Raw genomic sequence first — 13,661 nt, forward strand, 5'->3', positions numbered from 1 at the left:
GATGCCGTGAGACCACCGCACGGGCACACTGCGCCGGGTGACCATCCGGATCGGCATCTCGGGCTGGCGGTACGCGCCGTGGCGCGGCGTCTTCTACCCCCAAGGCCTGCCGCAGCGTGCGGAGCTCGAGTTCGCGTCGCACCGGCTGACGTCGATCGAGGTCAACGGGTCGTTCTACTCGCTGCAGCGCCCCGAGAGCTACCAGGCGTGGGCGGCGCAGACGCCCGACGACTTCGTGTTCTCCGTGAAGGGGCCGCGGTTCGTCACGCACATGAAGAAGCTCGCCGACGTGCGCACGCCGGTCGCGAACTTCCTGGCGAACGGCATGCTCGCGCTCGGGCCGAAGCTCGGCCCGGTGCTGTGGCAGCTGCCGCCGACGCTCGGGTTCGACGCCGACCGGCTCGCCCGTTTCTTCGACCTGCTCCCGCGCACGACGTCGGCCGCCGCGGCCCTGGCCACCGAGCACGACGAGCGCGTCGACGACCGGGCGTGGACCACGACCGACTCCGACCGCCCGCTGCGCCACGTGGTCGAGGTGCGCCATGCGACGTTCGAGACGCCCGCGTTCGTCGAGCTGCTGCGCGCGCACGACATCGGCCTCGTCGTCGCCGACACCGCGGGCCGCTGGCCGTGCCTCCACGACGTCACCTCCGACGTGGTCTATGTGCGCCTGCACGGCGACACCGAGCTCTACACGAGCGGGTACGACGACGCCGCGCTCGACCGGTGGGCCGCACGGGTGCGCGCGTGGGCGGCGGGCGACGAGCCGGTGGACGTCGAGCGGCTCCTCGGGCCCGCGGCCGCGGCGTCGTCGCGCGACGTGTTCGTGTACTTCGACAACGACGTCAAGGTGCGCGCACCGTTCGACGCGCTGGGCCTGATCGCACGGGTGCGGGACGTGGCCGGCGTGGAGGCCGTGCACGAGGGCCCGGTGCCGCCGCCCGCCGCCTGACGACGGCTCAGTGGCCGCGCAGCTTCTCGATGAGCCGCCGGTCCCGCTTGGTGGGGCGCCCCGCGCCGCGGTCGCGCTGCCCGGCGACCGCGACCTGCTCACGGGGGACGACGGCGGGGGAGCGGTCGAGGTAGCAGGCGACCGCGACGTCCGCACCGACGCGCTTCACGATGGTCCGCTGCACGATCACGATCCGCTCGCGCGCTCCGCCGCGGACGTGCACCTCGTCGCCCTGGACCACCTGCGTCGCGGGCTTGGCGCGGTCGCCGTTGACGCGCACATGGCCCGCGCGGCACGCCGCACCGGCCGCCGAACGTGTGGGGAACAGGCGGACGGCCCACGTCCACGCATCGACCCGGGCCCGGGACACCTCTGCCATCCCTCGACCCTCTCACGACGTCGAAACGCTTCACCGCCGTGTTCGCCGGGACCCGTCCCGCCACGCTCGGCGGTGGTGGGCCGCCGCCCGCCGGTCGGGCGAGGAGCCCGCCTCGTGCGCCCCGGGAGGACCCGATGACGACCCGTCCGACGACCCGCCTGATCCGAGTGCTGGCGAGCGTGGCCGGCGCGCTCGCGCTGCTCCTCGGCGGTGCGCTCGCGCTCGCCGGCCCCACGTCGGCGGCCGACCCGGTGCGCATCATGACGCTCGGCGACTCGATCACGGGCTCGCCGGGCTGCTGGCGGGCGCTGCTCTGGCAGAAGCTCCAGCAGGCCGGGCACACGAACATCGACATGGTCGGCACGCTGCCCGCGCAGGGCTGCGGCCTCCCGTACGACGGCGACAACGAGGGCCACGGCGGCTACCTCGTGACGAACGTCGCCGACCAGAACCAGCTCGTCGGGTGGCTCGCGTCGACGAAGCCCGACGTCGTCGTCATGCACTTCGGCACGAACGACGTGTGGAGCAACCGGTCGACGCAGCAGATCCTCGCGGCGTACACGACGCTCGTGCAGCAGATGCGCGCGAGCAACCCCCGCATGAAGGTGCTGGTCGCGCAGATCATCCCGGTGGCGCCGTCGTCCTGCGCCGAGTGCCCCGGCCGGACCAGCGCCCTGAACGCCGCGATCCCCGCGTGGGCCGCCGGCCTGACGACGGCCGCCTCACCGATCACGGTCGTCGACCAGTGGACCGGCTGGGTCCCCGCGACCGACACGGGCGACGGCGTGCACCCCAACGACGCGGGCACCGTGAAGATGGCCGACCGGTGGTACCCGGCGCTCGAGGCGACGCTGGACGGCACGACGCCGACGACCACGCCGACGCCCACGCCGACCACCCCGACGCCCACCCCGACGGCCAGCCCCACGTACACGATGCCGCCGGTCCCGCCGGGCACCCCCGGCTGCATCGCCACGTACACGCTGGCCAGCACCTGGCCCGGCGGGTTCGTCGCGAGCGTCCGCGTCACCGCCGTCGGCGCCCCGATCACCGGCTGGCGCGTGACGCTCTCGCTGCCGAACGGCCAGGTCGCGAACGCGTGGAGCGCGCAGCCCACGCTGACCTCGGGCGACGCCAGGCAGTTCGGCAACGCGGCGTGGAACGGCTCCCTGGCCGTCGGCCAGGCGACCGAGTTCGGCTTCCAGGGCACCGGCGACGGTCAGGCCGCCGGCGTGAACTGCTCGCCCGCCTGACATGCATACGGTGGGGCCATGCCTCCCACCACACCCCAGGTCGTCGCGATCGTCGGCGGCCACGTCGTCCCCGTCTCCAGCGCCCCGGTCCCCGGCGGCACCGTCGTCGTCACCGACGGGCGGATCACCGCCGTCGGCGCCGACGTCGCGGTGCCCGCCGGGGCCCGGGTGATCGACGCGACCGGTCGCTGGGTGCTGCCGGGGTTCGTCGAGGCCCACGGCCACGTCGGGCTGCACGAGGAGGGTGAGGGCCCCGCGGGCGACGACACGAACGAGATGGTCACGCCCAACACGGCCGGGGTCCGGGCGGTCGACGCGGTGAACATCGAGGACGAGGGGTTCCGCGACGCGCTCGTCGGCGGCATCACGTCCGTCGTCGTCAAGCCCGGGTCGGGCAACCCGATCGGCGGGCAGTCGGTCGCGATGAAGACGTGGGGCGGCCGCACGGTCGACGAGCAGGTCATCTCGGCGTCGGTCAGCGTGAAGTCGGCGCTCGGCGAGAACCCGAAGCGCGTGTACGGGCAGCGCACCCAGCTGCCGTCGACCCGGCTCGGCACCGCGTTCGTCATCCGGGAGGCGCTCACGAAGGCCCGGAACTACGCGACCGCCCGCGCCGCGGCGTCGTCCAAGGGCGAGCCGTTCGCGACCGACCTCACGCTCGAGACCCTCGCCCGCGTGCTCGACGGCGAGCTCGTGTGGGACCAGCACACGCACCGCCACGACGACATCGCCACCGCCCTGCGGCTGGCCGACGAGTTCGGCTACCGCCTCGTCGTCAACCACGGCACCGAGGCGCACAAGATCGCCGACGTGCTCGCCGAGCGCGACGTGCCTGTGGTGTTCGGGCCGCTGTTCACGAGCCGGTCGAAGGTCGAGCTGCGGGACCGGGCCATCGCGAACCTCGCGGCGCTCGCGGCCGCCGGTGTCCGGGTCGCGATCACGACGGACCACCCCGTCGTGCCGATCAACTTCCTGGTCCACCAGGCGACGCTCGCGGTCAAGGAGGGGCTGCCGCGGCAGACCGCGCTCGAGGCGCTCACGGTCAACCCGGCGGAGTTCTTCGGTCTGTCGGAGCGTGTCGGTGCGCTCGAGCCGGGGCGAGACGGCGACGTCGTCGTCTGGTCGGGCGACCCGCTCGACGTGCACTCGCGCGCCGAGCACGTGCTGATCGACGGCCGGACGGTCTACACGTGGGACGCGGAGGCGCATCGGGGGCGGGTCGTCGAGCGCACGGAGCGCTTCGCGTCCTGACCCTGCGGGCCACCGCCTGACGGACGACGTGAAGGGTTCGTCGCACCTGGTGCGACGAACCCTTCACGGTGGGACCGGGACCGTCAGCGACGCAGCTCGAGGTACTTCGCGATGAGGGCCTTGGTCGACGGATCCTGCGCGGCGAGCGCCGACGCGTCGCCCTCGACCGCGGGCGCGATCTCGGTCGCGAGCTTCTTGCCGAGCTCCACGCCCCACTGGTCGAACGAGTCGATGCCCCACACGACGCCCTGCACGAACGTGATGTGCTCATACAGAGCGATGAGCTGACCCAGCACCGACGGCGTGAGCGACGGGGCGAGGATCGACGTCGTCGGGCGGTTCCCCGAGAACACCCGCGCCGGCACGATGTCCTCCGCGGTGCCCTCGGCCCGCACCTCGTCGGCCGTCTTGCCGAACGCGAGCGCCTTCGTCTGCGCGAAGTAGTTCGCCAGGAACAGCGCGTGGACGTCGGTGTCGCCGTCCTTCAGCGGGTGCGCGGGGTTCGCCACGGCGATGAAGTCGGCCGGGATGAGCCGCGTGCCCTGGTGGATGAGCTGGTAGAACGCGTGCTGGCCGTTGGTGCCGGGCTCGCCCCAGAACACCTCGCCCGTCTGCGTGGTCACGGGCGTGCCGTCCCAGCGCACCGACTTGCCGTTCGACTCCATGGTCAGCTGCTGCAGGTACGCCGGGAACCGGTGCAGGTACTGCGCGTACGGCAGCACCGCGTGGGTGTGCGCGCCGAGGAAGTTGACGTACCAGATGTTGAGCAGCCCCATGAGCACCGGGACGTTGCTCGAGAACGGCGTGGTCGCGACGTGCTCGTCGACCGCGTGGAACCCGGCGAGGAAGTCGCGGAACCTGTCGGGACCGATCGCGATCGCGAGCGACGTGCCGATCGCGGAGTCCACCGAGTACCGGCCGCCGACCCAGTCCCAGAAGCCGAACGCGTTGGCGGGGTCGATGCCGAACGCCGCGACCTTGTCGAGCGCCGTCGAGACGGCGACGAAGTGCTTCGCGACGGCGTCCGTGCGGGCCGCGTCGTCGTCCGCGAGGTGGCCGGCCGCGGCGAGCTGCTCCCAGAGCCACGCGCGGGCGAGGCGCGCGTTCGTCAGCGTCTCCAGGGTGCCGAACGTCTTCGACGCGACGATGAACAGGGTGGTCGTCGGGTCGAGGTCCTTGACCTTCTCGGCCAGGTCGGTCGGGTCGATGTTCGACACGAAGCGGACCTCGAGGCCCTCCTGCACGTACGGCTTGAGCGCCTCGTACGCCATGACCGGGCCGAGGTCGGAGCCGCCGATGCCGATGTTGACGACCGTGCGCACCCGCTCGCCCGTCACGCCCGTCCAGGCACCCGAGCGGACCTTGTCGGCGAACGCGTAGACCTTGGCGAGGACCTCCTGCACGTCGTGGTCGACGTCCTGCCCGTCGACGACGAGCGGGGGCTGCGCACCCGCCGGGCGGCGCAGGGCCGTGTGCAGGACCGCGCGGTCCTCGGTCACGTTGATGTGGTCGCCGCGCAGCTGCGCCTGCAGGCGGTCAGCGAGCCCGACCTCGTCGGCGAGGCGCACGAGCAGGGCCAGCGTCTCGTCGGTGACGAGGTTCTTCGACAGGTCGACGTGCAGGTCGGCCAGCGTGAGGGAGAGGCGCTCCGCGCGGCCGGGGTCGGTGGCGAACCAGTCGCGCAGGTCGACGTGGAGCGTCGACTCGTGCGCGCTGAGGTCCTGCCAGGCGCTCGTGGAGGTCGCGTCGACGGGTGGCGTGGGCATGGAGACTCCCTCTGTGACGGGTGGACGGCGGCGACTGCGCGGCAGCGGGCGGCCGCGTCCAACCTAGTGCGCGCCGACAGGGGGTCGCACGGGACGTCCGGACCTGGGCAGGACCGTCCGCGCGGTGTGCCTAGGGTGTGGGCGTGTCCCGCATCCCCACCGCCGTGATCGCCGCCCTCACCCTCGTCGTCGGGTTCGCCGTCGCGCAGTCGACGGGCGTGCGCGCCCTCGGCGGGGCCGTGCTGCTCGCCGGCGTCGCGTGGTGCGCGGTCCGCGCCTGGCGGCCCGCCGGTGCCGCGCGCACGCTCGCCGTGGTCGTCATCGGCGCGGTGTGCTTCGTCGCGTCCCACCTGCTCGCGCCGTACCTGGGGGCGTGGCCGTCCGTCGTGCTCGTCGCGGCCGTGCTCGGGGTCGCGACCTGGCTGCTCGTCGACCACCGCACGAGCGGGCTGCTCGCGCAGTCCTGACGCCTACGCGTCCCCGAGGGCCGACCTGACGAGCGGCGCGACCTCGGTGCCGAGCAGCTCGATCGCGCGCAGCGACTCGCGCTGCGGCACGCCGGACAGGTCCATCTGGAACGCCTGGCGGTCGTGCCCGAGCACCGCGTGCAGCTCGACGATGTGGGACGCGACCTCCTCGGGCTCGCCGACGAAGTACGCGCCGCCGCGCGAGGCCTGCGACTCGAACGCGATCCGGTTGGGCTGGCTGAACCCGCGCTCGGAGGCGATCCGGGCCATCGACGCGCGCCAGTACGGGTAGAAGAACTCGCGTGCGGCGCGGCCGTCGTCGGCGACGAAGCCCATGCCGGCGACGGACACGAACGGACCGTCGGGCCGCGGGGAGGCGGACTCGGCGAACGCCCGCCGGTACGACTCGACGAGCGGGGCGAACGACGCCGGCCGGCCGCCGATGATCGCGTAGCTCACGGGCAGGCCGAGCACGCCGGCGCGGACGGAGGACCGGGGGCTGCCGCCGGTCGCGACGGCGATCCGCAGCCGCGGGCCGAGGCCGGGCTTGTCGAACGGGCGGGGGAGGACCACGGCGTCGTCGAGCGGCGGCCGGAACCGGCCCGACCACGTGACCCGCTCGGCGTCGTCGAGCGCGAGCAGCAGGCCGATCTTCTCGTCGTACAGGTCGTCGTAGTCGTCGAGCGACGCACCGAACAGGGGGTACGACTCGATGAACGACCCGCGCCCGGCGAGCAGCTCGACGCGGCCGCCGGAGTAGAGGTCCATCGTGGCGAACTGCTGGTAGACACGCACGGGGTCCTCGGTGGACAGCACCGTGACGGCCGACCCGACGGTGATGCGCGACGTCTGGGCGAGGCCGGCGGCGATGACGGTCGACGGCGACGAGATCGCGTAGTCGGGCCGGTGGTGCTCGCCGATCCCGACGTAGTCCAGGCCGACCTCCTCGGCCAGGCGGATCCGTTCGAGGACGTCCCGCAGCCGCTGCGCGGGGGAGGTGAGCGCGCCGCTGACCGGATCAGGGTGAATGTCGCCGAACGTGTAGAGACCCAGTTCCATGTGCGAGGCAACGAACGGCACGCCCGTGCTGTTCCTGCGAACCCGCTGGTGGGGGCGCTGAACCGGAGGGGATTCGTCCCATGAGTCAGGTGTGTGAACGGACGGTCACGATGTGATCACGGTCACCGGAGGGAGTTGACTTTGATTAATAAGGAAGTTCTACTAACAAACATGAGAGCGACGACGGCGCCGCCCGCGGGAACCGGGCGAGGAGTCGGCCGGGCACTGCGGCCGACGGGCAAGGTGCTCCCCGAGCACGCCCGGGCCCACAACCGCTCGCTCGTCCTCGGCCACCTGTTCCACGAGACCGCCGCGTCCCGCGCCGACATCGCGCGCAGCACCGGTCTGACGCGGGTCACCGTCTCCGGCCTCGTCGCCGAGCTCATCGCCGAAGGCCTCGTCGAGGAGCAGGGCCTGCGCATCGAGGGCAAGGTCGGCAAGCCCGCCACGCTCGTCGCGATGCGCACCGACGCGTTCCAGATCGTCGCCGTCGACCTCACGAGCGACTCGCGCATCCTCGGCGGCGTCCTGTCGATCGTCGGCGACGTCGTCGCCCGCCGCGAGGTCCCGCTCGACGGTCAGACGGGGGAGCGCGCGCTCGACCTGCTCGAAGGGCTCTGCCGCGACCTGCTCACGGCCGCCGACCAGCCCGTCCTCGGCATCGGCATCGCGTCGCCGGGCGTCATCGACCCCGACGGCGTCGTCGTCCAGGCGCCCAACCGCGGCTGGTACGACGTGCCGCTCGCGGCCCGGCTGAGCGAGCGCCTCGACGTGCCGGTGCACGTCGCCAACGACGCCAACACGCGCGCCCTCGGCGAGTTCACGTACGGCCGGGCCGCCGGCGGCGGCTCGATCGTCGTGATGGTCGGCGAGGGCGTCGGCGCCGGGCTCGTGGTCGACGGCGCGCTCGTGCGCGGCCGGCACCACGCCGCCGGCGAGATCGGCCACGTCACCGTCGTGGACGGCGACCCGCGCGACGAGACGCCGCTCGAGTGCGCGTGCGGCCGCGTGGGCTGCCTCGAGACCGTGCTCAGCGTGCCGGCCCTGCGACGGCGCACCCAGGGGCTCAGCCCCGAAGACTCCGACGCCGCCCTGGCGTCGGTGGGACGACTGCTCGGGATCGCACTCGCGCCCGTCGTCTCCGCGCTCGACCTCGCCGAGGTCCTGCTCTCCGGGCCCCCGGAGCTGCTGGACGGTCCTCTGCGGGAATCGGCGCTCGCCACCCTCCGCGCACGCACCATGCCAGTCATCGGGCAGGGACTGGACATGCGGATGGGTTCCCTCGACGAGGACGGGGCTCTCGCCGGTGCGGCGGTCCTCGTCCTGTCAGGCCAGCTCGGGGTCACGTGACGACCCCGAGCCGACCGACTGCAGTCGGAATCACCACCCCGGCGTCGCCGTCCGGCGAACGCCTCGCTCACGGGAGGAACCCCAACGTGAAGATCCTACGTTTCGCCGCCGTCGGCGTGGCGGCAGCACTGGCGCTGACCGCATGTTCTTCGGGCGACGACACCTCGGACCAGCCCAGTGACAACGGCACGCCCGAGGCCGCCACGATCAAGCTGTGGCTCAACGGCACCGACACGCCCCAGGCGCTGCGCGACTACCTGACGACGACGTTCGAGTCGGAGAACCCCGGCTCGAAGCTCGTCATCGAGGAGCAGGACTGGAGCGGGCTCGTCCCGCGCCTGCAGACGGCCCTCGCCTCCGAGGACCAGACCCCGGACGTCGTCGAGATCGGCAACACGCAGTCGCCGACGTTCACGTACGCCGGCGCGTTCGCGGACATCACGGGCATGTACGACGAGCTGGGCGGCGACAAGCTGCTCCCCGGCTTCGTCGAGGCCGGCAAGGCCGACGGCAAGCTCTACTCGGTGCCCTACTACTCGGGTGCCCGCGCCGTGTTCTACAACAAGGACATGTTCGCGGCCGCCGGCGTCGAGGTCCCGACCACGCTCGCCGACTTCACGACCGCCGCGCAGAAGCTCCAGACGGACACGGTGTCCGGCTTCTGGTTCCCCGGCCAGGACTGGTACAACGGCGCGGCCTGGATCTACACCAACGGCGGCGACCTGGCCACGTACGACGGTGGCGAGTGGAAGGGCGCCCTCGCGAGCGAGAAGTCGCTCAAGGGTCTCGACGAGGTCGCGACGCTGTTCAAGACGGCGACGCACGCCCCGGCCGACTCCGACTCGAACGAGCCGTGGGTGCCGTTCAACGCCGGCCAGGCCGCGATGTTCTCCGCGCCGACCTGGGCGCGCTGGAGCATCGACCTGCCCCAGTGCAACAAGGGCGTCGCGAAGGACGACAAGTCCGACGCCGCGAAGGCGCTGCTCGCCGAGCAGCAGGCGTGCAACGAGGAGCACACCGGGATCTTCCCGCTCCCCGGCCTGACCGCCGGTGAGTACGCCACGGGCTTCGCCGGTGGCTCGAACATCGCGGTCGCGGCGAAGTCGAAGCACCCCGAGCTCGCGAAGAACCTGCTCCGGATCATCTTCTCGGGCGACTTCCAGAACCAGCTCGGCCAGAACGGTCTGATCCCGGGCAACACCGAGTACGCGTCGTCGATGGGTGACGACGTCTACGCGAAGGCGGCCGTCGCGGCGGCCCTCAACGCCAAGCTCACGCCGGCGGCCGAGAACTGGGCCACCGTCGAGGGCGACCGCATCCTCGAGGACTTCTTCCAGAAGGTGGCCTCGGGTGCCGACGTGAAGCAGGCCGCGACCGACGCGGACAAGCTCATCACCGACGCGCTCAACTGATCACCGGTGGGCCGGTGACCACCGACCCACCACCTGATCCGGGTGCCGGTCGGGCTCCCCACCAGGGCAGCCCGACCGGCACCACCAGACAGGAGCTCCTCGCATGGCAGTCACGACCCTCGAGGTGCCGGGCGACGGCACCACGGCGACGCTGCGTCGCCGGCGCCCCCAACTGGGCGTCTACACCCTGCTCGTCCCGGCCAGCCTCCTCATGGCGGTCGCCCTCGGCTACCCCCTCGTCCGGCAGTTCGTCATCTCCTTCCAGGAGTACGGGCTGCGCCAGCAGTTCGGCCAGCCCGCCGAGTGGGTCGGCCTCGCGAACTACACGGACCTCCTGTCCGACCCCTACGTGTGGACGGTCATCGGCCGCTCCATCGCGTTCTGCCTGATCAACGCGGCCGTCACGATGGTGATCGGCATCGCGTTCGCGGTCCTCATGGCCCGGGTCGGCGCCGCCGCCCGCATGACGCTGCAGGTCTCCTTGCTGCTCGCGTGGGGCACCCCCGTGCTCGCCTCGATGACCGTGTGGCAGTGGCTGTTCGACTCCCAGTACGGGGCGATCAACTGGGTGCTGAGCAACGTCCTCGGCTTCGAGGGCATGGCCCACCACTCGTGGATCATCCAGCCGCTGTCCTTCTACTTCGTCGCGACCGTCATCGTCGTGTGGATGTCCGTGCCGTTCGTCGCGTTCTCCGTCTACGCGGGCCTGCTGCAGGTCCCCGAGGAGACGATGGAGGCCGCGCAGCTCGACGGCGCCTCCGCGCGCCAGCGGTTCTGGAACATCACGATGCCGATGGTCCGGCCGGTCCTGTCCGTGGTCCTGCTGCTGCAGGTCATCTGGGACCTCAAGGTCTTCACGCAGATCTACGTGCTGCAGCGGGCGGGCGCACCGACGCGCGACACCAACCTGCTCGGCACCCTCATCTACTCCTACGCCAAGGAGTTCTCCAAGGCCGGGGCCCTGGCCACGATCATGCTGGTCATCACCCTCGCGCTGACCGGGTTCTACATCCGGCAGATGCTCAAGGAGGACGAGCTGTGAGCACGCTCGCCACGGGCGCGCAGCCCGCCACCAACGCGACCGCCGACCTGCCCGTCCGCCCGACGAAGACCCGCCGCGGCGGCAGCCCTGCGTCCTCGACCGCGGGCCGTCGCGCCTGGGGCGTCGTCGCGGTGCTCATCGCCGTCGTCTGGGTGTTCCCGATCTACTGGATGATCAACAGCGCGTTCCTGCCGCTCAACAAGCTGCAGGCGCCCGACCCCACGTTCCTGCCGCTGGGCGGGACCATGTCGAACTTCCGCCAGGTGTGGGCCGACCCGTCGTTCTGGGCCGCGATGCGGATCTCGCTTTCCGTCGTCGTGGTCGTGCTGGTCGCCGCGCTGATCTTCGCGTTCCTCGCGGCGCTCGCCGTCAGCCGGTTCCGGTTCCGCGGCCGCAAGGCGTTCATCCTCACGATCCTCGTCGTGCAGATGATCCCCGCGGAGGGCCTGTTCATCTCGCAGTTCCAGATGCTCGACGGCTGGCACCTCGTCAACCGCGTCGCCGGTCTGGCGCTCGTGTACGTCGCTGCGATCCTGCCGTTCACGATCTGGATGCTGCGCGGGTTCGTGCAGGGCGTGCCGATCGAGCTCGAGGAGGCCGGCATGGTCGACGGCCTCTCGCGCACCGGCGCGTTCTTCCGCATCACGTTCCCGCTGCTCGCACCGGGCCTCGTGGCCGCGGGCGTCTACGGGTTCCTGCAGGCGTGGAATGAGTACACCCTCGCCCTCGTCGTCATGACCGACCCGTCCCAGCGCACGCTGCCGCTGTGGCTGCAGGGCCTCGTCGAGGCCAACCGGGCCACCGACTGGGGCGTCGTCATGGCCGGCGCCGCGCTCATCGCGATCCCGGTCATCGCGTTCTTCCTGTTCGTGCAGAACAAGATGACCTCGGGCCTGGTCGCCGGAGCGGTGAAGGGCTGACGTGGCAACCGAGCAGAGGCTGACGGTCGGGCTCGACGTCGGCGGCACCAAGGTGCTGGGCGTCGTCGTCGACGCCCAGGGGTACGTCCGTCACGAGATCCTCGCGAAGACGGTCCCCGGCGCCGCCGGCGTCGTGGCCGGGGCGGTCACCGCGGTCGAGACCCTCGCGGCCCGGGCGGGCGTCGGGGTCGGCGACCTCGACGGCGTCGGCATCGGCCTGCCGGGCATGGTGCACGCGGGCGACGGCACGGTCGAGCACGCGGTGAACCTCGGCATCGAGGAGCGCACGCCGCTCGCGGCGATGCTCGCCGAGGCGCTCGGCGGCGTGGTCCCGGTGCGCGTCGAGAACGACCTCAACGTCGCCGTCCTCGGATCGGCGCACGCGCTCGGGCCGCAGGCGCAGGACATCGGCTTCCTCGCGCTCGGCACCGGCGTCGCCGCGGGCCTGCTGCTGGACGGGCGGCTGCGGCGCGGCGCCCGGGGCGCGGCGGGGGAGATCGGGCACCTGACGCTCGTGCCCGGCGGCCTGCCGTGCAAGTGCGGCCAGCTCGGCTGCCTCGAGCAGTACGCGTCGGGCTCCGCGCTCGACGCCGCGTGGCCGAGCCGCCAGGGCATGCCCGCGCCTGCGGAGCTGTTCGCCGCGGCTGAGGCGGGCGACCCGGACGCCGTCGCGCTGCGGGACCAGTTCGCGTGGGCCGTCGCGTCGGCGGTGCGGATGCTCATCCTCACGTGCGACGTGCAGCACGTCGTGATCGGCGGTGGTGTGAGCTCGCTCGGCGAGCCCCTGCTGCGCGTGGTGCGCGGCGAGCTCGACCGCGAGGCGCAGTCGTCGCCGTTCCTGCGGACCGTGCAGCTGTCGGAACGTGTCACGCTGACCCCGGTCGGTGTGCCCGTGGGGGCCTTGGGCGCCGCGATCGTCGCCAGGGGAGGCCAGCCGTGACGGCGGCCGGAACAGCTGAGGAAGGACACGTCTGATGGAGGTCGTCATCGCCCCCGCCGAGCAGCTCGCGCGGCTCGCGGCCGACACGATCGAACGGCTGCTGCGGGCGCGCCCCGACGCCGTGCTCGGGCTCGCGACGGGCTCGAGCCCGCTGGCCGTGTACGACGAGCTCGCCCGGCGGCACGCCGAGGCCGACCTGTCGTTCGCGCGCGCCCGTGCGTTCATGCTCGACGAGTACGTCGGCCTCCCGGCCGACCACCCGGAGCGGTACCGGAACGTCATCGAGAAGGAGATCGCCTCGCGCGTGGACTTCGCGCCCGGTGCCGTCCAGGGCCCCGACGGGCTCGCGGACGACGTGGTCGGGGCGTGCGCGGCGTACGAGCAGGCCATCGTGGACGCCGGCGGCGTCGACCTGCAGATCCTCGGCATCGGCACCGACGGGCACGTCGCGTTCAACGAGCCCGGCTCGTCGCTCGCGTCGCGGACGCGCATCAAGACGCTCACGCGCCAGACCCGCGAGGACAACGCGAGGTTCTTCGGCGGCGACCTCGACCAGGTGCCGACGCACTGCCTGACGCAGGGGCTCGCGACGATCATGTCCGCGCGGCACCTGGTGCTGCTCGCCACCGGGCGCGGCAAGGCGGAGGCGGTGCATCAGCTCGCCGAGGGCCCCGTGAGCGCCATGTGGCCCGCGACGATCCTGCAGCACCACCCGCACGTCACGGTGCTCGTGGACGACGCGGCGGCGAGCCGGCTCCAGCTCGCCGACTACTACCGCGAGACGTTCGCCGCCAAGCCGGACTGGCAGGGCCTGTAGGCGTGCCGGGCCGCCGTCCGGGACGGTCGACGCGGCCCGGACGAACCCTGGTC

Annotated in this window: 13 protein-coding genes; 10 read left to right on the plus strand and 3 right to left on the minus strand. The window is 72.4% G+C overall.

The annotated features are described in order from the left end of the window. Positions 1 to 37 precede the first annotated feature (37 nt). Complete coding sequence (locus J7523_RS09235) at positions 38 to 952, plus strand: DUF72 domain-containing protein (RefSeq protein ID WP_291885281.1); 915 nt, start codon at positions 38 to 40, stop codon at positions 950 to 952. A 7-nt stretch (positions 953 to 959) separates the two neighbouring features. Here the strand turns inward: J7523_RS09235 and J7523_RS09240 are convergent, their stop codons facing one another. Then, complete coding sequence (locus tag J7523_RS09240) at positions 960 to 1,331, minus strand: RNA-binding S4 domain-containing protein (protein WP_291885284.1); 372 nt, start codon at positions 1,329 to 1,331, stop codon at positions 960 to 962. A gap of 134 nt (positions 1,332 to 1,465) precedes the next feature. On the opposite strand from J7523_RS09240, the gene J7523_RS09245 reads away from it, so the two are divergent. Both J7523_RS09245 and J7523_RS09250 read left to right on the plus strand, forming a co-directional pair. Next, positions 1,466 to 2,584, plus strand: a complete 1,119-nt coding sequence (locus tag J7523_RS09245; RefSeq protein ID WP_291885286.1) for a GDSL-type esterase/lipase family protein — start codon at positions 1,466 to 1,468, stop codon at positions 2,582 to 2,584. 18 nt (positions 2,585 to 2,602) lie between these two features. Beyond that, positions 2,603 to 3,835, plus strand: a complete 1,233-nt coding sequence (locus J7523_RS09250; protein ID WP_291885289.1) for an amidohydrolase — start codon at positions 2,603 to 2,605, stop codon at positions 3,833 to 3,835. Between the two features lie 83 nt (positions 3,836 to 3,918). Here the strand turns inward: J7523_RS09250 and pgi are convergent, their stop codons facing one another. After that, positions 3,919 to 5,601 carry a glucose-6-phosphate isomerase gene (gene pgi, locus J7523_RS09255; RefSeq protein WP_291885292.1) on the minus strand — a complete coding sequence of 561 codons (1,683 nt, stop codon included), beginning with the start codon at positions 5,599 to 5,601 and terminating at the stop codon, positions 3,919 to 3,921. A 143-nt stretch (positions 5,602 to 5,744) separates the two neighbouring features. On the opposite strand from pgi, the gene J7523_RS09260 reads away from it, so the two are divergent. Beyond that, positions 5,745 to 6,068, plus strand: a complete 324-nt coding sequence (locus tag J7523_RS09260; protein ID WP_291885295.1) for a hypothetical protein — start codon at positions 5,745 to 5,747, stop codon at positions 6,066 to 6,068. Between the two features lie 3 nt (positions 6,069 to 6,071). On the opposite strand, the gene J7523_RS09265 is transcribed toward J7523_RS09260, so the two are convergent. Further along, positions 6,072 to 7,127, minus strand: coding sequence for an LLM class flavin-dependent oxidoreductase (locus J7523_RS09265; protein WP_291885298.1), 1,056 nt, complete (start codon positions 7,125 to 7,127; stop codon positions 6,072 to 6,074). 171 nt (positions 7,128 to 7,298) lie between these two features. Here J7523_RS09265 and J7523_RS09270 point away from each other — a divergent pair, with 171 nt between their 5' ends. The 6 genes from J7523_RS09270 (at position 7,299) to nagB (ending at position 13,608) form a co-directional block, all read left to right on the plus strand. Further along, a complete protein-coding gene (locus J7523_RS09270; RefSeq protein WP_291885301.1) occupies positions 7,299 to 8,477 on the plus strand; it encodes an ROK family transcriptional regulator in 1,179 nt (392 codons plus the stop codon). Between the two features lie 86 nt (positions 8,478 to 8,563). Next, positions 8,564 to 9,889 carry an extracellular solute-binding protein gene (locus J7523_RS09275; protein WP_291885304.1) on the plus strand — a complete coding sequence of 442 codons (1,326 nt, stop codon included), beginning with the start codon at positions 8,564 to 8,566 and terminating at the stop codon, positions 9,887 to 9,889. A 103-nt stretch (positions 9,890 to 9,992) separates the two neighbouring features. Continuing rightward, on the plus strand, positions 9,993 to 10,931 hold the full coding sequence (locus J7523_RS09280; RefSeq protein ID WP_291885308.1) for a sugar ABC transporter permease: 939 nt from the start codon (positions 9,993 to 9,995) through the stop codon (positions 10,929 to 10,931). 131 nt (positions 10,932 to 11,062) lie between these two features. Continuing rightward, a complete protein-coding gene (locus J7523_RS09285; RefSeq protein ID WP_291885456.1) occupies positions 11,063 to 11,851 on the plus strand; it encodes a carbohydrate ABC transporter permease in 789 nt (262 codons plus the stop codon). 1 nt (position 11,852) lies between these two features. Beyond that, entirely contained in the window at positions 11,853 to 12,791 is a 939-nt protein-coding gene (locus J7523_RS09290) for an ROK family protein (protein WP_291885311.1), read from the plus strand. Positions 12,792 to 12,825: 34 nt separating this feature from the next. After that, positions 12,826 to 13,608, plus strand: a complete 783-nt coding sequence (gene nagB / locus J7523_RS09295; RefSeq protein ID WP_291885315.1) for a glucosamine-6-phosphate deaminase — start codon at positions 12,826 to 12,828, stop codon at positions 13,606 to 13,608. Positions 13,609 to 13,661: the final 53 nt, after the last annotated feature.

This window comes from Cellulomonas sp. (assembly GCF_017744555.1).
Classification (GTDB): domain Bacteria; phylum Actinomycetota; class Actinomycetes; order Actinomycetales; family Cellulomonadaceae; genus Cellulomonas.

Excerpts from the sequence above, each read along its gene's own strand:
- J7523_RS09270 (WP_291885301.1), top strand. The coding sequence starts at position 7,299 with ATGAGAGCGACGACGGCGCCGCCCGCGGGAACCGGGCGAGGAGTCGGC.
- J7523_RS09245 (WP_291885286.1), top strand. The coding sequence starts at position 1,466 with ATGACGACCCGTCCGACGACCCGCCTGATCCGAGTGCTGGCGAGCGTG.
- J7523_RS09240 (WP_291885284.1), bottom strand. The coding sequence starts at position 1,331 with ATGGCAGAGGTGTCCCGGGCCCGGGTCGATGCGTGGACGTGGGCCGTC.
- J7523_RS09280 (WP_291885308.1), top strand. The coding sequence starts at position 9,993 with ATGGCAGTCACGACCCTCGAGGTGCCGGGCGACGGCACCACGGCGACG.
- J7523_RS09265 (WP_291885298.1), bottom strand. The coding sequence starts at position 7,127 with ATGGAACTGGGTCTCTACACGTTCGGCGACATTCACCCTGATCCGGTC.
- J7523_RS09250 (WP_291885289.1), top strand. The coding sequence starts at position 2,603 with ATGCCTCCCACCACACCCCAGGTCGTCGCGATCGTCGGCGGCCACGTC.
- nagB (WP_291885315.1), top strand. The coding sequence starts at position 12,826 with ATGGAGGTCGTCATCGCCCCCGCCGAGCAGCTCGCGCGGCTCGCGGCC.
- pgi (WP_291885292.1), bottom strand. The coding sequence starts at position 5,601 with ATGCCCACGCCACCCGTCGACGCGACCTCCACGAGCGCCTGGCAGGAC.